Annotated in this window: 14 protein-coding genes and 1 pseudogene; 6 read left to right on the top strand and 9 right to left on the bottom strand. The window is 67.1% G+C overall.

All coding sequences use genetic code 11. The annotated features are described in order from the left end of the window. Nucleotides 1–21: 21 nt before the first annotated feature. Genes tkt through CH339_RS19610 form a run of 3 tightly spaced genes read right to left on the bottom strand, consistent with a single transcriptional unit; the run spans nt 22 to nt 4,019 of the window. Nucleotides 22–2,058, bottom strand: a complete 2,037-nt coding sequence (gene tkt / locus CH339_RS19620; protein ID WP_111436069.1) for a transketolase — start codon at nt 2,056–2,058, stop codon at nt 22–24. A 15-nt stretch (nt 2,059–2,073) separates the two neighbouring features. Further along, nucleotides 2,074–2,949: a phosphoribulokinase gene (locus CH339_RS19615; RefSeq protein ID WP_111436068.1), complete on the bottom strand. Its 876-nt coding sequence runs from the start codon at nt 2,947–2,949 to the stop codon at nt 2,074–2,076. 20 nt (nt 2,950–2,969) lie between these two features. Beyond that, nucleotides 2,970–4,019, bottom strand: a complete 1,050-nt coding sequence (locus tag CH339_RS19610) for a class 1 fructose-bisphosphatase (RefSeq protein ID WP_111436067.1) — start codon at nt 4,017–4,019, stop codon at nt 2,970–2,972. 252 nt (nt 4,020–4,271) lie between these two features. Here CH339_RS19610 and CH339_RS19605 point away from each other — a divergent pair, with 252 nt between their 5' ends. Continuing rightward, nucleotides 4,272–5,189, top strand: a complete 918-nt coding sequence (locus CH339_RS19605; RefSeq protein ID WP_111436066.1) for a LysR family transcriptional regulator — start codon at nt 4,272–4,274, stop codon at nt 5,187–5,189. A 178-nt stretch (nt 5,190–5,367) separates the two neighbouring features. Here CH339_RS19605 and amrB read toward each other — a convergent pair whose 3' ends face one another. Next, nucleotides 5,368–6,744: an AmmeMemoRadiSam system protein B gene (gene amrB, locus CH339_RS19600; protein WP_170138592.1), complete on the bottom strand. Its 1,377-nt coding sequence runs from the start codon at nt 6,742–6,744 to the stop codon at nt 5,368–5,370. A gap of 197 nt (nt 6,745–6,941) precedes the next feature. Between amrB and amrS the strand changes: the two genes are divergently transcribed. Beyond that, nucleotides 6,942–8,099, top strand: coding sequence for an AmmeMemoRadiSam system radical SAM enzyme (amrS, locus tag CH339_RS19595; protein ID WP_111436064.1), 1,158 nt, complete (start codon nt 6,942–6,944; stop codon nt 8,097–8,099). On the opposite strand, the gene CH339_RS19590 is transcribed toward amrS, so the two are convergent. Both CH339_RS19590 and CH339_RS19585 read right to left on the bottom strand, forming a co-directional pair. Next, the gene (locus CH339_RS19590; protein WP_111436063.1) at nt 8,100–8,723 is read right to left on the bottom strand and encodes a LysE family translocator; all 624 of its coding nucleotides are present in this window, start codon (nt 8,721–8,723) and stop codon (nt 8,100–8,102) included. Nucleotides 8,724–8,780: 57 nt separating this feature from the next. After that, nucleotides 8,781–9,797: a polyprenyl synthetase family protein gene (locus tag CH339_RS19585; protein ID WP_111436089.1), complete on the bottom strand. Its 1,017-nt coding sequence runs from the start codon at nt 9,795–9,797 to the stop codon at nt 8,781–8,783. A gap of 178 nt (nt 9,798–9,975) precedes the next feature. Here CH339_RS19585 and CH339_RS19580 point away from each other — a divergent pair, with 178 nt between their 5' ends. From CH339_RS19580 to CH339_RS19570, 3 genes are all read left to right on the top strand, one after another. Further along, nucleotides 9,976–10,212, top strand: coding sequence for a putative signal transducing protein (locus CH339_RS19580; protein WP_111436062.1), 237 nt, complete (start codon nt 9,976–9,978; stop codon nt 10,210–10,212). A 37-nt stretch (nt 10,213–10,249) separates the two neighbouring features. Further along, on the top strand, nt 10,250–11,059 hold the full coding sequence (locus tag CH339_RS19575; RefSeq protein WP_245408181.1) for a tRNA1(Val) (adenine(37)-N6)-methyltransferase: 810 nt from the start codon (nt 10,250–10,252) through the stop codon (nt 11,057–11,059). A 167-nt stretch (nt 11,060–11,226) separates the two neighbouring features. After that, nucleotides 11,227–11,676 carry a DUF302 domain-containing protein gene (locus CH339_RS19570; protein ID WP_111436061.1) on the top strand — a complete coding sequence of 150 codons (450 nt, stop codon included), beginning with the start codon at nt 11,227–11,229 and terminating at the stop codon, nt 11,674–11,676. A gap of 2 nt (nt 11,677–11,678) precedes the next feature. Here the strand turns inward: CH339_RS19570 and CH339_RS19565 are convergent, their stop codons facing one another. From CH339_RS19565 to CH339_RS19555, 3 genes are all read right to left on the bottom strand, one after another. Next, complete coding sequence (locus tag CH339_RS19565) at nt 11,679–13,391, bottom strand: SulP family inorganic anion transporter (RefSeq protein ID WP_245408180.1); 1,713 nt, start codon at nt 13,389–13,391, stop codon at nt 11,679–11,681. Continuing rightward, nucleotides 13,388–13,657 carry a helix-turn-helix domain-containing protein gene (locus CH339_RS19560; RefSeq protein ID WP_111436060.1) on the bottom strand — a complete coding sequence of 90 codons (270 nt, stop codon included), beginning with the start codon at nt 13,655–13,657 and terminating at the stop codon, nt 13,388–13,390. Before CH339_RS19560 ends, CH339_RS19565 begins: the two co-directional genes overlap by 4 nt. Nucleotides 13,658–14,133: 476 nt before the next feature. Beyond that, a complete protein-coding gene (locus tag CH339_RS19555; protein WP_111436059.1) occupies nt 14,134–15,810 on the bottom strand; it encodes an electron transfer flavoprotein-ubiquinone oxidoreductase in 1,677 nt (558 codons plus the stop codon). Between the two features lie 220 nt (nt 15,811–16,030). Here CH339_RS19555 and CH339_RS19550 point away from each other — a divergent pair. Beyond that, nucleotides 16,031–16,248: pseudogene (locus CH339_RS19550) on the top strand (hypothetical protein); the annotation flags it as partial.

The following is a 16,248-nucleotide window of genomic DNA, read 5'->3' as shown; positions in this document are numbered from 1 at the left end:
GGATGTCCGCCGGGTCTCAATTCAGCCGACGAGGCGGCGGGCTTCTGAAGCGACGGCCTCGGCGGTGATGCCGAAATGCTCGTAAAGCTCGCCCGCCGGTGCCGATGCGCCGAAGCTCTTCATGCCGACGAAGGCGCCCTTGCGGCCGATGAAGCGGTCCCATCCGTCGCGGACGGCGGCTTCCACCGCGACACACGGCACATCGCCGAGAACCTTGTCCTGGTAGGCGGCGTCCTGGGCCTCGAACAATTCGAACGACGGCATGGAGACGACGGCGGCGTTAATGCCCTCGCCGGCGAGCAGTTCGCAGGCGGCCAGGGCGATGGCGACTTCGGAACCGGTGGCGATCAGCGTGACGTCGCGCTTGTCGCCGTCCTTCAGCACGTAGCCGCCGCGGGCGGTGAGGTTCTCCTCGCTCGGGTCCGAGCGCAGGGTCGGCAGGCCCTGGCGCGACAGGCAGAGCACCGTCGGCGTTCCCTCCGCATGCAGCGCCGCCTGCCAGGCTTCGGCGGTCTCCACCGCATCGGCCGGGCGGATGACGTTGAGGTTCGGGATCGCCCGAAGCGCTGCCAGGTGCTCCACCGGCTGGTGGGTCGGGCCGTCCTCGCCAAGGCCGATGGAATCGTGGGTCATGACGTAGATGACGCGCACGCCCATCAGGGCGGAGAGGCGGATCGACGGCCGGCAGTAGTCGGTGAAGATCAGGAAGGTGCCGCCATAGGGCACGAACCCGCCATGCAGCGCGATGCCGTTCATGGCAGCCGCCATGCCGTGCTCGCGGACGCCGAAATGGATGTAGGAGCCGGCAAAGTCGTCGGCGGTGATTTCCGGCTGGCCCTTGGCGCGGGTGCCGTTGGAGCCGGTGAGGTCGGCCGATCCGCCGATCAGGGCGGGCATGGCCGGCAGCACCGCCTCGATCGTCTTCTGGGATGACTGGCGGGTGGCGAGCTTCGGCTTTTCTTCGGCAAAGGTCTCGATGAGATCGGCGAGCGCCTTGTCGGCGGCTTCCGGGACCTTGCCCGCAATGGCCGCTTCAAAGGCGGTGCGCACGTCTTCTGCCTTACCGGCGAGGCGCGCGGCCCAGGCCGTGCGTTCGGCACCGCCGCGGCCGCCGGCATGCAGCCAGGCATCGGCGATGTCGCCCGGGATCTCGAACGGGGCGGCGGTCCAGCCAAGGGTCTTGCGGGCCGCGGCGATCTCCTCGTCGCCGAGCGGCGCGCCGTGGGTGGCGGCGGTGCCCTGCTTGTTCGGGGCGCCGAAGCCGATGATGGTCTTGCAGGCGATCAGCGACGGCTTGTCGGCGCCCTGCGCCGCCTCGATGGCAGCGGCGACGGCGTCCGGATCGTGGCCGTCGACGCGGGTGACGTTCCAGCCGTGGGCCTCGAAGCGCTCGAGCTGGTCGGTGGAGGTCGACAGGTCCGTCGGGCCGTCGATGGAGATCGAGTTATCATCCCACATGACGATCAGCTTCGACAGCTTCAGGTGGCCGGCAAGATCGATGGCCTCGTGGCTGATGCCCTCCATCAGGCAGCCGTCGCCGGCGATGACATAGGTCTTGTGGTCGACGATGTCGTCGCCGTAGCGGGCCGCCATCATGCGTTCCGCGATGGCCATGCCGACGGCGGTGGCGATGCCCTGGCCGAGCGGGCCGGTGGTGGTCTCGATGCCGGCGCCGTGGCCATATTCCGGATGGCCGGCGGTGCGCGAGCCGAACTGGCGGAAGTTCTTCAACTCCTCCAGCGTGAAGTCGGCATAGCCGGTCAGGTGCAGGAGCGAATAGAGCAGCATGGAGCCGTGGCCGGCCGACAGCACGAAGCGGTCGCGGTCGGGCCAGTGCGGCTCGGCCGGGTCGAACTTCAGGAACCGGTTGAACAGCACCGTGGCGACGTCCGCCATGCCCATCGGCATGCCCGGATGGCCGGAATTGGCGGCCTGGACGGCGTCCATGGAGAGCGCACGCACGGCATTCGCCATGTCGCGCTCGGTGATTTCCGCGGCGGTCGCCGCGGCCACGTCGGCCGGGCTCAGCGCGATGGTGTCGGACTGCTTGATGGTCATGGAATAGGCCTCCCGTTACATCGCCCGCCGGCGGCGATCGACCAGTTGCAGGATCAGCGGCGTCAGGATCACCTGCATGGCAATGTCGAGCTTGTTGCCCGGAATGACGATGGAGTTGGCGCGCGACATCCAGCTGCCGTGGATCATCGACAGGAGATAGGGGAAGTCGATGCCGCGCGGGTCGCGGAAGCGGATGACGACGATCGACTCGTCGGCCGTCGGGATCCACCGCGCGATGAAGGGGTTCGAGGTGTCGACCGTCGGCACGCGCTGGAAGTTGATGTCCGTCTGGGTGAACTGCGGGCAGATGTAGTGCACGTAGTCGTGCATGCGCCTGAGGATCGTGTCGGTGACCGCCTCGGTGGTGTAGCCGCGGGTGGCGCGGTCGCGGTGGATCTTCTGGATCCACTCCAGATTGATCACCGGCACGACGCCGATCTTGAGGTCCGCGTGCTGGGCGATGTTGACCGCATCGGTGACGACGGCACCGTGCAGGCCCTCATAGAAGAGCAGGTCGGTGTTCTCCTCGAACGGCCGCCAGTCGGTGAAGGTGCCTGGCGCGTGGCCGAACTTTTCCGCCTCCTTGTCGTCGTGGACATAGTGGCGGGTGCTGCCGGCGCCGGTCTCGGCGTATTCCTTGAACACCTCCTCCAGCTTGTCGAGGATGTTCGCCTCCGGGCCGAAATGGCTGAAGGTGCTGTTTCCCTTGGTCTCCTCCTCGGCCATGACGCGCTTCATCTCGGCGCGGTCGTAGGCGTGGAAGGCGTCGCCCTCGATGAAGGCGGCGCGGATCTTCTCGCGGTAGAAGATCTGCTGGAAGGTGGCCTTGACCGACGTGGTGCCGGCTCCCGAGGACCCGGTGATGGAAATGATCGGATGTTTTGTAGACATGCTTGTAGACCCCCCGTCGGCTACATGCGGAACAGGCCGCGCTTGCCGAAAAGCGGCGCGCGATCGACGAAACTGTGCGGTTCGGTGTGGTAGCGGATGACGCGCTCGATCTTCGGCCTGGCACCGAAGATCAGCGGCACGCGCTCGTGCAATTCGCCCGGCTTGAGCTCCATGATGCGGGCCGTGCCGTCGGTGGCGCCGCCGCCCGCCTGCTCGACGATGAAGGCGACGGGGTTGGCCTCGTAGACCAGCCTCAGGCGGCCGCGCTGGTAGCCCTTGCGGGAGTCGCGCGGGTAGAGAAAGATGCCGCCGCGGGCGAGGATGCGGTAGACCTCGGCGACCAGCGAGGCGATCCAGCGCATGTTGAAATTGGTCGCGCGCGGGCCTTCCTCGCCGGCGATGCAGTCGTCGATATAGGCGCGCACGGGCTCGTCCCAGAACCGGTAGTTGGACGCGTTGATGGCGTATTCCGGCTTGTCGAGCGGGATCTCCACCTTTTCGCGAACGAGCAGGAAGCGGCGGTTGGCGCGGTCGAGGATGTAGATCTGCGTTCCCGCGCCGACGGTCAGTACCAGGCTGGTCTGCGGGCCGTAGACGATGATGCCGGCGGCGAGCTGTGCCGTGCCCGGCTGCAGAAAGTCGCCGAGCGGCGTCCGGTCGGAGCCCGGCTGCACCGGCAGGATGGAAAAGATGGTGCCGACGGAGACGTTGGTGTCGATGTTGGACGATCCGTCGAGCGGGTCGATGGCGACCACCAGCGTGCCGGTGTCCGGGTTGATGGCGACCGGCTCCTCGGCCTCTTCCGAGCCCATATAGGCGACCGGCGTCTCTTTCAGGCCGGCCGCGATCATCTCGTGGGCGCGGACGTCGAGTTCCTTCTGGGTGTCGCCGTCGGCGTTCTCGCCGAGCGAGGCGCCGAGGGTGCCGGCCAGCGGCCCGGCGGCGATGAGTTCGGCGATGGCGATGCCGTTTCCGGCAATCGAAACAATGGTCTGGGCGATCCCCCGGCGCGTCTCGTCAGCGCCCGCCCAGGTCTTGAGGTGCTCCTCAAGACCGATAAAGGTGGTCATTTTCGTTCCTCCCGTTTCCCGCTCGCAGGCGGTGTAGCGCGCAGTGACGTACACCTAGGCCGGGCGGGCAACGTTTCCTACGGTCATGGTCCAGCGACATCTTCCCGCAGTCGGCGTTGTTGTTGTCCGTTCCGGGCCCCCCGTATCCAATGGACCCGTCGTCTCCGCCGATGGAGGGACGATCACCAAAGCGGCGTGGAAAGTAAATTTAAAAAAAATTGCCTTTGCCAAAAAAATTTTTAAACTTGGGCCATGCGTAACACGACCTTCAAGCAGTTCCGGGGCCTTGAGGCGCTTGCCCGTATCGGCACCGTCTCGGGTGCGGCAAAAGAGCTGAACCTGACGCCGCCTGCGGTGACGACCCAGGTGCGACAGCTCGAGGAGGCGGCCGGCCTGCCGCTGATCGAGCGGATCGGCGACCGGTTCGTGCCGACCGAGGCGGGACGGCAGGTTCTTGCGGCCGGCGCGCGGATCGAATCGGCGCTTTCCGACTGCGACGACGTGCTTCGGGCGCTGAAGGGCCTGACCGGCGGCAAGGCCTCGCTGGCGGTGGTCAGCACGGCGAAATATTTCGCCCCGCACGCGCTCGGCGCCTTCGGCAAGGTGCACCCGACGATCGAACTGAAGCTTCTGGTCTCCAACCGCGACGACCTCTTCACGGTGCTTCGAAATGACGCGGTCGACATCGCCGTGATGGGCCGCCCGCCGGAGGACATCGAGGTGGAGCGCTGGGTGATCGGCGATCACCCGCACATCATCATCGCGGCGCCGGACCATCCGCTGGTCGGGCGCCGGTCGATCGCCATTTCCGAACTCGCGCGGGAGACCTTCCTGGTGCGCGAGCCGGGTTCGGGCACCCGCACGCTGATGGAGCGGCGGCTGGCGGAGGCCGGGGTCAACCCGAAGATCGGCATCGAGATCGGCTCCAACGAAACCATCAAGCAGGCGGTGATCGCCGGGCTCGGCATCTCGTTCATTTCCGCCCACACGGTCGCCGCCGAACTCGCCGACGGGCGGCTGGTGGAGCTGAAGGTCAACGGCCTGCCGCTCATGCGCCAGTGGTTCGTCGTCAAGCGGGCCGACAAGCGGCTGCTGCCCGCGGCCGAGGCGCTGCGGGCGTTCCTGGCCTCGGAGGGACAGCGGTTTCTGCCGAAATGGCGGGTGGAGTGATGGGGCGCCGTCGCGTTCGTTTGCGCGGGTTTCTGGATTGCCGCGTCGGCCTCTCGGCCTCCTCGCAATGACGTTGAGATCATTTAAGAATTAATCATTCATCGTCATTGCGAGCGGAGCGAAGCAATCCAGTGACCCACGCCAGGCGCTGGTCGGCAGACACCGGACCGTCGGTCCCTCACGACGCCACGAACGCGCCGCCGAAGCTTTCGGTGACGAAGCGGCGGACGACGCTGTCGTGGGGGAGCGGGGCGTCGCCGATGCCGGCCTTGTCCTTCAGGTGGAAAAGGAAATCCCGGGGCGCGGGCAGCGATGTCCAGACCGCCGGCAGGAACAGGCCGCGGTGGGGGCCGGCTTCGATGATGAGGCCGTCGATGCCCGGCCGCAGCTTGGCGAGGAGGTCCGCCTCGTCGGCAAAGGTCACCGGTCGCGGCCAGGAGAGGATGGAGATGTCGACGGTCAGCCGCGGCAGTTCGGCGGCCGTCAGCGGGGGGAAACGGCGATCGGCGAAGCCGGCCTTGTAGGCGCTTTCCATGACGTCGGCATAGAGGGGGCGCTGGGGCAGGATGTTGCCGATGCAGCCGCGCAAGGCGCCGTCGAGATGCAGGGTGACGAAGGTCGCCCGCTTCGCCCGCAGCGGCGGCGACAGGTCCGCGGGGAGCCGGGCCTCGGGCATGCGCCCGGTCGCAACCGCTTCGGCAAGGGCGCTGCTGGCGGCAGTGACCAGCGTTTCGCGGTCGGGTTTGGAGAGTTCGGCGGTTGCCGCGTCCTCCATGGCAAAGGCGGCATAGCCGACGACGCGGTTGCGGTCGCCGGCCGTGTCGCCGGAATTGCGCACGTCGAGGGCGGTGACGCGCAGGTCCCGCCGGCGCGCCTCGATGAGGGCCGCTGAGATGCCGCGGCAGCCGCAGGCCTCGCCGCCGTCAAGATCGATGCCGGCAAGGGTCTCGATCTTTTCCACCGTGGCGCCGTCGAGCTTTTTCGCGGTGTCGTAGTCGTGGAAGTGGCTGAGGTCGGAGGAGACGACGATCAGCGTCTCCTTGCCGCCCCAGACATAGGACAGGGCATCGGCGAGGCGCTCCGGCCGGATGTCGCCGGCAAGCAGCGGCACCAGGGAAAAGTCGCCGAGCGTCTCCTGCAGGAAGGGAAGCTGGACCTCCAGGCTGTGCTCGCCGCGAAAGGCGCTGTCGTTGATCGACAGCTCCGGCATGCGGGCGAGTGCGGAGACCGCTTCCAGGTCGACCGGGACGTCGCCGAGCGGCGTGTGCCAGCTTTCCGCGCTGGTCGTGGCGACGCCGTGCACCGGATAGCGGTGGGCCGGGCCGACGAGGACGACGCGGCTGATGGCGTCGGCGCGGCGCTTCAGGAGGCGGTAGGCGGAGGCGGCAATGGCGCCGGAATAGGCATAGCCGGCATGGGGCACCACGAGGACCTTGGGCGCGCCGATATCGGCGGTGCGGGCATCGGCAAAACAATCGTCGAGCATGGCGTCAAGCGTTTTGGCGTCGCCGGGATAGAACATGCCGGCAACCTGGGGCGGATGAACGTTTCGCATGGTCGATCCGTCGGTCATGACGTTTGCGGATGCACGATGCGGCATCCTCAGATTGCAATATAAGTGCAAACGGCCCGTCAGGGGAGCCATAATATTTCACGGGGCGAAAGCGCGCAGGCGCCGAGAAGCGGATGCCGGCAATACCTATATGGGATAGGAGCATATGGTCGGTCGACGGCCTTTTAACGGTAATACCCATGGCAACGATACAGCTTGACGACGAACGCGCCGCGCGGCGCCTTTCGGAGACGGCGCGGGCGGCGCTCGGCGATCCCGATTCGATCGTGCCGACCCAGTTCTGGCGCATGCTCGACGATGGGCGGGTGCAATGCGAGATGTGCCCGCGCTACTGCAAGCTGAAGGAGGGCGGGCGCGGCCTCTGCTTCGTACGCGCGCGGCTCGACGATCAGATCGTGCTGACGACCTATGGCCGCTCGTCGGGCTTCTGCGTCGATCCGGTGGAGAAGAAGCCGCTCAACCATTTCCTGCCGGGCTCGGCGATCCTGTCGCTCGGCACCGCGGGCTGCAGCCTTGCCTGCAATTTCTGCCAGAACCACGACATTTCCCGCAGCCGCGAGATGGATATCCTGCAGGACCGGGCCTCGCCGGAGACGGTCGCCCGCGCAGCCGCCGAACTCGGCTGCCGGTCGGTCGCCTTCACCTACAACGATCCGACCATCTTCCATGAATATGCCGCAGACATCGCCGAGGCCTGCCACGAGCGCGGCATCCGGACGGTCGCCGTCACCGCCGGCTATCTCACCGACTGGTCGCGGCCGGCCTTCTTTGCCGGTATCGACGCGGCCAATGTCGACCTCAAGGGGTTCACCGACGACTTCTACAAGAGCGTCACCAAAGCCGCGCTCGGGCCCGTGCTCGATACGCTCGTTTATCTGAAAGCCGAGACCGACGTCTGGGTCGAGGTCACCAATCTGCTGATTCCCGGCCTCAACGACATGGACCGGGAGATCGACGAGATGACGACTTGGTTCGTGGAGCATCTGGGGCCGGACACGCCGCTGCATTTTTCCGCCTTCCGGCCCGACTACCGCATGCGCGACCGGCCGCCGACGCGGCACGACCGGCTGATCCGGGCCTATGGCATCGCCAAGCGGAACGGCATCCGCCACGTCTATCTCGGCAACGTTCTCGACGGTGCGCGGCAGTCGACCTATTGCCACGGTTGCGGCGAGGAGGTGATCGGGCGGACCGGCTACACCATCGGCCGCTGGCACCTCGACGATGCCGGCCATTGCCTTTCCTGCGGCACCGAGCTTTCAGGCATCTTCGACGGCCCGGCCGGCAGTTGGGGTGCGCGGCGCCAGCCGGTCGATCTCTCGGCTTACGCGGAGTAGTCAGGCCCGTTTCGCAAAAGCCAGCGCCGTTGCCGCGCCGAGCAGCATGGAGCCGGTGGTGCGGTTGATGGCTCGGGCGCGCCGCGGCGTGATGTCGAAGCGCCGGAAGGTGGAGCCGACCGCTGCGTAGCCGCAGGCGGCGGTGAATTCCGTTGCCAGATAGACCAGTCCCAGCGCGAGGAACTGCACGGAAAACGAGCCGTTTGCCGGATCGACGAATTGCGGGATGAAGGCGGTGAAGAGGAGCGCCGCCTTCGGGTTCATGATGGCAACGAGGAATTCGCGCCGGGCAAGGCCCATGGCTGTTACCGCGCCGGCATCGGCCTCGATATGCAGCTCGCGCGCGCGGAACACCTTCACGCCCAGATAGACGAGATAGGCGACGCCGGCCCATTTGATGGCGGTGAACGCCGCCTCGGAGGCGGCGAGGACCGCGCCGAGGCCGACGGCGACCGCAACGATCATCAACAGGAAGGCGGCAAGCCGGCCGGCGAGGCTGATGGCAGTTACCGCGAACCCGGCCCGGATACCGTGGGTGAGGGAAAGGAGGTTGTTGGCGCCGGGCGATGCGGCGACCAGCAGCGCCGCGGGCACGAAGAACGCCAGTTGCTCGGCCGTGATCATGGGACGCGGTCCTTTGTCGTCACGATCGGGCCGCGCCCCGGAGCGGCATTCTCCCGGTCAGTAGGCGCGGGCAATGCAGAACGAGATGACGTCGAGCAGGGCCGACTTGTGCTCGTTGTCCGCGAGCGGGGCGAGCGCGTCGCGAGCGACCGCGCCGTAGTGCCGGGCGCGCTCCACGGTATCCTCGATGGCGTTGTGCTTGCGCAGGAGCGCGATCGCCTCCTGCAGCTCCGCGTCCTCGTTCTCGCCGCGCTCCATGCAGCGGGTCCAGAAGGCGCGGTCTTCGGCGGTCCCGCGCCGATAGGACAGCACCACCGGCAGGGTGATCTTGCCCTCGCGGAAGTCGTCGCCGACATTCTTGCCGAGGGCGCTGGCGCTGCCGCCATAGTCGAGCGCGTCGTCGATGAGCTGGAAGGCAAGGCCGAGATTGATGCCGTAGGAGCGCAGTGCCGCCTGGTCGGCGCGGTCGGCGCCGGAAATCACCGGACCGACCTCGGCGGCGGCGGAAAACAGCGCCGCGGTCTTTGCCTTGATGACGGCGAGGTACTCGTCCTCGGTGGTCTCCATGTTCTTGGCGGCGGAAAGCTGCAGCACCTCGCCCTCGGCGATGATCGAGGCGGCGTCGGAGAGGATGCGCAGCGCTTCGAGCGAGCCGACGTCGACCATCATCCGGAACGCCTGGCCGAGCAGGAAGTCGCCGACCAGCACGCTCGCCTGGTTGCCCCAGAGCATGCGTGCCGCCTTCTTGCCGCGGCGCATGTCGCTCTCGTCGACGACGTCGTCGTGCAGCAGCGTCGCCGTGTGCATGAATTCCACGCTGGTCGCCAGCTTGACGTGGCCGCCGCCCTCGTAGCCGAACATCTGGGCCGAGGCGAGCGTCAGCATCGGACGCAGGCGCTTGCCGCCCGACGCGATCAGGTGGTTCGCGATCTCCGGGATCATCTCCACATGGGAGGCGGCCTTGGACAGGATCAGCTCGTTGACCCGGCCCATGTCGTCGGAGGTGAGCGCGAGCAGCGCCGAAAGATCCGGTTCGGCCGGTTTTTTGTCGTCGAAAGATAAAACGATGCCCACGCCTTGAAACTCCATCGGTCCCTGTTCGCAAGGGAGGATAGGAAGGGGAGAGGCGGTCGGCAAGTCAACATCTTTCGGCCGCGTTTTCGCCGCAGGGCCTCTGATTGGTCGGCAAATGTCGCGTTGTCGCCTATGATGGCGCCGGACCGGGACCGCAGGGAACGAGCGAAAGGCGACGATGGAAGAACTCCTCAAGACCAACGATCCGGTGACCCTTTCCTTTGCCACGTCGCTCCTGGAGGAGGCGGGAATCGGGCATCTGGTGGTCGACCAGCACATGAGCATCGTCGAGGGCTCGCTCGGTATCATCCCGCGGCGCCTGCTCGTGGAACGCGATGCGCTGCAACAGGCCCGGACGCTTTGCGTCGATGCCGGCATCGGCCACGAGCTGACGCCGGAGGCGAAAGGCTTGTGACAATTTGCGACAAGAGGCGGACGGCGAGGCGACGGCGGTGAGCGAGGGTATCGGGGCGGCCGATCCGGTCCTGCCGGACGGGGCGACGCGCGATGCCTTCCTCGGCGGGGCAGTCATCGCGCTGCAACCGGGGCGGGGCCGGCATCGCTCCGGGCTCGACGCGGTGATGCTGGCGGCAACGCTTGCCGCCGATGCGACGGGCACGGTCGTCGATCTAGGCGCCGGCAGCGGCGTCGCCGGTTTCTGCGTCGCAGCGCGGGCGCCAGCAGTGCGGGTCGTGCTGGTCGACAACGATCCGGTTGTTCTGGACCTGGCGCGGCAGGCGCTGACATTGCCGGACAACGCCGCGTTCGCCGACCGGGTCGGCGTCGTCGAAGCCGATATCGTCGGGCCGGAGCGGACGCGGGAAGCGGCAGGGCTGACGCGGGCGATGGCCGATACCGTCATCATGAACCCGCCGTTCCGCGAGGAGGGCCGGGTGCGCGCGTCCCCCAACGAGGCGCGGGCCGCGGCGCATGTGCTGTCCGATGAGGACCTCGACCGCTGGATGCGTACCGCGGTGACGCTCCTCAGATCCGGCGGCGGGCTTTCGGTCGTCTGGCCGGGCGAGCGGCTTGCGGCGCTGCTCGGTGCGCTTGCCGGGCGTTTCGGCGGGATCTCTGTCCTGCCGCTCCACCCCACTGCCGATGCGCCCGCGCTCCGGGTGCTCGTCACCGCCATGAAGGGCAGCCGCGCGCCGCTCCGGTTGCTGCCGGGGCGGGTGCTGCACGAGGTGGACGGCGCGTTCTGCGCCTGGGCCCGGGCGGTGCTGCGCGAGGGGGCGGGGATCGACATGGCCGGCCGATAGGGCTGCTCGGGTCCGGTCTTTCCCTCGATCACGGATTTTCACGGCGGATCAGGATGCATCACACCGGCGTGTGACCGGGGCTCAATCGGTGGCCGGCCTGCTGTTCCGCACGTTAGGGTTTGTCCACGTCACGCAAGGCGGTGTTGCCGCCCAGATGGAGGAAACCCATGCGCCTTCTATTTGCAGCCCTTATCCTCGTTGCCGGCCTCGCACCGGCTGCCGCCGACAACGGCCTCGTCGTCAAGAAAAGCGCCCACGGCGTTGCCGAAACGCTCGACCGGCTGGAAGCCATCGTGGAAAAGAACGGCCTGATGGTCGCCGCGCGTATCGACCACGCCGCCGGCGCGAAAAAGGCCGGGATGGAGATGAAGCCGACGCAAGTGTTGATCTTCGGCAATCCGAAGCTCGGAACGCCGCTGATGCTCTCCAACCGCGAGGTTGCCATCGATCTGCCGATGAAGGTGCTCGCCTGGGAGGATGCGGATGGCACGGTCCGCATCGCCTACAACGACCCGGCCTATCTCAAATCCCGGCACGGCATTGCCGACCGGGACGAGGTTTTCGGCAAGATGGCCGGCGGCCTCGGCAAACTGACCGATGCGGCTGTCGCCGAATAGGCTCAGGCCTCGGCCGGCACCGGGTGGGTGCGCTCCAGCGCTTCGGAAATCGTGCGCTCATAGGACACCAGCGGCGGCTTGACGGCGTGGGCGAAGAGCACGCGCCTGAGGCTGTGGTGGGTGCCGGTGAGGATCACCCGCACATGGCGCCGCTCGGCCTTTTCGGCCATGCCGCGGATGGTCTCCGCCGCCGTTGAGTCGAGGAAGGGCACGGCGGCGAAGTCGACGATCAGCACGCGGTGGGTGTCGGCGATGCGATCGAGCACCGAGCCGATGGAGGCTGCGGCGCCGAAGAAGAAGGCGCCGGAAATCCGGAAGACGACGACCTCCGGGTCCGACGGGGCCGCGCCGCTGCGTCCGCCGACCGGGTCCGCCTCGTCCTCGGCGACGAAGGGCGTGTCGGTCTCGATGGCCGTGGTCTTCGACATGCGGTGGATGAAGAGCACCGAGCCGAGCGCGAAGCCGACGACGATGGCCTCCGTCAGGTCGCGGAAGATCGTCAACAGAAAGGTGGTGAGGAGCACCGCCGCATCGCCGCGCGAGGCCGTCACCAGCGTCCGCACCGCCTCCTTCTCGATCATGTTCCAGGCAACGATGGCCAGAACGCCGGCAAGGCTGGCGAGCGGGATGTAGCTGGCGAGCGGCGCGGCAACGAGGATGAAGGTGAGGAGAAACCCCGAATGCAGCATGCCGGCAATCGGCGTTGCCGCGCCGGCGCGCACATTGGTGGCCGTGCGGGCGATGGTGCCGGTGACGCAGACGCCGCCGAAGATGCCGGAGGCGACGTTGGCGACGCCTTGGGCCACCAGTTCGCAGTTGGAGCGGTGGCGCCGTCCGGTCATGCCGTCGGCGACGACGGCCGACAGCAGCGACTCGATGGAGCCAAGCAGCGTGAAGGCGAAGGCGCTCGGCAGGACGGCGATGACCTTGCCCATCGTCACGGCGGGAAGCGCGGGGATCGGCGGATGGCTCGGGATGCCGCCGAAGCGGCTGCCGATGGTGGCGACATCGAGATTGAGGAGCGCGGTGACGGCTGCAGCGCCGGCAACGGCGAGCAGCAGCCCCGGCCAGTGCGGCCTGACGCGCTTCAGGACCGAGATGCCGATGATGGTGGCAAGGGCGAGGAAGACCGTTGCGGGATCGAGGGACGGCAGGCTCTCCCAGAGCACCGGCAGCTTTTCAAGGAGAGGCCCCGGTTCGGGGCTGGCGAGGGTGAGGCCGAGGAGATCCTTGATCTGGCTCGAAAAGATGATGACGGCGATGCCGGCGGTGAAGCCGACGGTGACCGGATAGGGCACGAACTTGATGTAGGTGCCGAGCCGCAGGAAGCCGATGGCGACGAGCATCAGGCCGGAGAGGATGGTGGCGATCAACAGGCCGTCCATGCCGTGGGTCTGGACGGTGGTCGCCACCAGCACGATGAAGGCGCCGGCCGGGCCGCCGATCTGGAAGCGGCTGCCGCCGAGGAGCGAGACGAAGAAGCCGCCGACGATCGCCGTATAGAGCCCCTGCGCGGGGCTGGCGCCGGAGGCGATAGCAATCGCCATCGACAGCGGCAGGGCGACGATGGCGACCGTCAGTCCGGCGACGGCGTCGGCCTTCAGGCGGCCAAGGCCGTAGCCTTCCTTCAGGGCGGTGACGAGCTTCGGGGTAAACAGCTCCTGGAAGCTCGGGCCGGGAGCGCTCGCCGCGCGGGTCAGGTCGGCCTCGCTCACGACGCCACCTCGCGCGGTGCGGTCTCCTTCAGGCGCACGCCGCGGCCGCCGGAAAGGCTTTCGGTATTGTCGCCGATCAGCTCGACGCCGGAGACCTCCAGCGCCTCCACCACCTTGACCAGCGTGTCGACGACGCCGCGGACATTGCCGCTCGAGGCCTCCATGCGCTGGATGGTCGGAAGGGAGACGCCGGCGCGGGCGGCCAGCGTCTTCTGGTCGATGCCGAGAAGGGCGCGCGCGGCGCGCATCTGTGCGGCGGTGATCATCTTCGGGTGCTCACGGGAAATAATTGATAAGGCCGACATATCAAATGAGTATTGATGTTTCAAACATGAATATTGGTCAATTTTGAGTGATAGGTGTTGGTGGGCACTGCATCATCGTCGGTGTCTGTTGTCCGGGGCGCCCAACCTCGTTCAGGCATCGTCGCCGGGCTTGACCCACGGTTGCTCCGTTCGCGGCTTATGCACTCCGGGACCCACTTATCTCGGCGTCATTGCCGTGCTTGACACGGCAATCCATGATGAGGTGCAACCTAGAACGGCTTAACTGATTGAAAAGAAAGGCCTCATGGATTACCGGGTCAAGCCCGGTAATGACGCGGAGTGTGGGGTGGCGAGCGTGCGAAGCCTCGGCCGGCGAGCGTTGGGCCTGCGTCAGAAGCGACGGGGAGACCGCCGCAAAAGAAAACGCCCGCCGGGGTGGGCGGGCGCTTCGTGTCGGTCGCGTAGGGCGTGGGCCGCTACATGTTCGGATAAACCGGACCGCCGCCGCCTTCCGGCGCCACCCAGTTGATGTTCTGGTTCGGGTCCTTGATATCGCATGTCTTGCAGTGGACGCAGTTCTGCGCGTTGATGACGAATTCCGGCGTGCCGTCGTCCTTCGTCACCCACTCGTAGACCCCGGCCGGGCAATAGCGCTGGGACGGCCCGGCATAGACCTTCAGCGCGCTTTCCACCTGCTTGGCCATGTCGGCGACCTTGAGGTGGACCGGCTGGTCCTCCTCGTGGTTGGTGTTCGACAGGAACACGGAGGAGAGGCGGTCGAAGGTCAGCTTGCCGTCGGGCTTGGGATAGTCGATCGGCTTGCATTCGGAGGCTGGCTTCAGGCACGCGTGGTCCGGCTTGCCGTGGCTCATTGTGCCGAACAGCGACATGCCGATGAGGGTCTGTGTCCACATGTCCATGCCGGCGAGCATGATGCCGCCGGCAAGGCCGTATCTCGACCATAGCGGCTTGGCGTTGCGCACGGGCTTCAGGTCCTTGCCGATCTCGGACGTGCGCCAGCTTTCCTCAAAGCTTGTCAGTTCGTCGCCGGCGCGGCCGTTGCCGAGCGCTTCCACGACGTGCTCGGCGGCGAGCATTCCCGACATCATGGCGTTGTGGGAGCCCTTGATGCGCGGCACGTTGAGGAGCCCGGCCGAGCAGCCGATCAGCGCGCCGCCGGGGAAGGAGAGCTTCGGCACCGACTGCCAGCCGCCCTCTGTGATCGCCCGCGCGCCATAGGAGATGCGGCGCCCGCCCGCAAAGGTCTCGGCGATGGCCGGGTGGGTCTTGAAGCGCTGGAATTCCTCGAAGGGCGAGAGATAGGGGTTCTCGTAGTTGAGGTGGACGACGAAGCCGACGGCGACCTGGTTGTCCTCCAGATGGTAGAGGAAGGAGCCGCCGCCGGTCTTTGAGTCCAGCGGCCAGCCGAAGGAGTGCTGGACGAGGCCCGGATCGTGCTTTTCCGGGGCGACCTGCCAAAGCTCCTTGATGCCGATGCCGAATTTCGGCGGGTCGCGGTCGGCGTCGAGCTGGTAACGGGCGATGAGCTGCTTGGCGAGGTGGCCGCGCGCGCCTTCCGCGATCAGCACGTATTTGCCGAGGAGCTCCATGCCCGGCGTGTAGCTGTCCTTCGGCTCGCCGTTCTTGCCGATACCCATATCGCCCGTGGCGACGCCGATCAGCGTGCCGGCCTCGTCGAACAGCGGCTCGGCGGCGGCAAAGCCGGGGAAGATGTCGACGCCGAGGCTTTCGGCCTTTTCCGCCAGCCAGCGGCAGACATTGCCGAGCGACACGATGTAGCAACCGTGGTTGGAGAGGAGCGGCGGCAGCGCGAAGTTCGGCAGTCGGGCCGAACCGGCGGGACCGAGATAGAGGAACTTGTCGCGGCTGACCGGCGTCTTGATAGGGCTGTCCTCCTCGCGCCAGTCCGGCAGCAGCTTGTCGAGGCCGATGGGGTCGAGGATCGCGCCGGAGAGGATATGGGCGCCGACCTCCGCGCCCTTTTCCAGGACGACGACGGAGATCTCCTCGTCGCGCTCGGCGGCGAGCTGCTTGATGCGGATGGCCGCGGACAGCCCGGCAGGGCCGCCGCCGACGATGACGACGTCGAATTCCATGGATTCGCGTTCGGGCCGGGTGCTTTGGTCGCTCATCTCAAGGTCTCCCATCGTCGGATGTGTCGCTGAAGGCTGCTCTGTCAGGGTCCCGTGCACGGGTTGCTATACGTTTTTCATATTGCACCGCAGCGCCGGCGGCAATCGCGGGACGCCCGCAAACACGTCGCAGTTGGGATAATCCGGCCAGGTCGCGCGATGGCCGGCGGTATGTGCCGGCCGCTTCCCATCGCTGCCGTCCGCCGTTACTGTCGCGGGCATGAGCGAGGACGACACGGGCATTGCTGGCGAGGAGGGGATCGGTCGCGACGAGTTGACCGCGCTCCTAGAATTCTACGCCGCCTCCGGCGTCGATGCGGTGCTTGCCGACGATCCCGTCGACCGCTTTGCCGAAAGCCGCCAGAAGGCCCTGCCGGCCGGCGTTGCGGAGCGTCCGGCGCACCCGCAGGCGGCGGCGCCCCAGACCCGTCCGGCGCC

The sequence above is a fragment of the Rhodobium orientis genome (assembly GCF_003258835.1).
Lineage (GTDB): Bacteria > Pseudomonadota > Alphaproteobacteria > Rhizobiales > Rhodobiaceae > Rhodobium > Rhodobium orientis.
Note: the sequence above shows the minus strand (reverse complement) of the source record. Positions and strands in the feature narration are given on the sequence as shown.

Excerpts from the sequence above, each read along its gene's own strand:
- CH339_RS19615 (WP_111436068.1), bottom strand. The coding sequence starts at position 2,949 with ATGTCTACAAAACATCCGATCATTTCCATCACCGGGTCCTCGGGAGCC.
- CH339_RS19590 (WP_111436063.1), bottom strand. The coding sequence starts at position 8,723 with ATGATCACGGCCGAGCAACTGGCGTTCTTCGTGCCCGCGGCGCTGCTG.
- CH339_RS19605 (WP_111436066.1), top strand. The coding sequence starts at position 4,272 with ATGCGTAACACGACCTTCAAGCAGTTCCGGGGCCTTGAGGCGCTTGCC.
- CH339_RS19610 (WP_111436067.1), bottom strand. The coding sequence starts at position 4,019 with ATGACCACCTTTATCGGTCTTGAGGAGCACCTCAAGACCTGGGCGGGC.
- CH339_RS19560 (WP_111436060.1), bottom strand. The coding sequence starts at position 13,657 with ATGATCACCGCCGCACAGATGCGCGCCGCGCGCGCCCTTCTCGGCATC.
- CH339_RS19555 (WP_111436059.1), bottom strand. The coding sequence starts at position 15,810 with ATGAGCGACCAAAGCACCCGGCCCGAACGCGAATCCATGGAATTCGAC.
- amrS (WP_111436064.1), top strand. The coding sequence starts at position 6,942 with ATGGCAACGATACAGCTTGACGACGAACGCGCCGCGCGGCGCCTTTCG.
- CH339_RS19580 (WP_111436062.1), top strand. The coding sequence starts at position 9,976 with ATGGAAGAACTCCTCAAGACCAACGATCCGGTGACCCTTTCCTTTGCC.
- CH339_RS19570 (WP_111436061.1), top strand. The coding sequence starts at position 11,227 with ATGCGCCTTCTATTTGCAGCCCTTATCCTCGTTGCCGGCCTCGCACCG.
- tkt (WP_111436069.1), bottom strand. The coding sequence starts at position 2,058 with ATGACCATCAAGCAGTCCGACACCATCGCGCTGAGCCCGGCCGACGTG.
- amrB (WP_170138592.1), bottom strand. The coding sequence starts at position 6,744 with ATGCGAAACGTTCATCCGCCCCAGGTTGCCGGCATGTTCTATCCCGGC.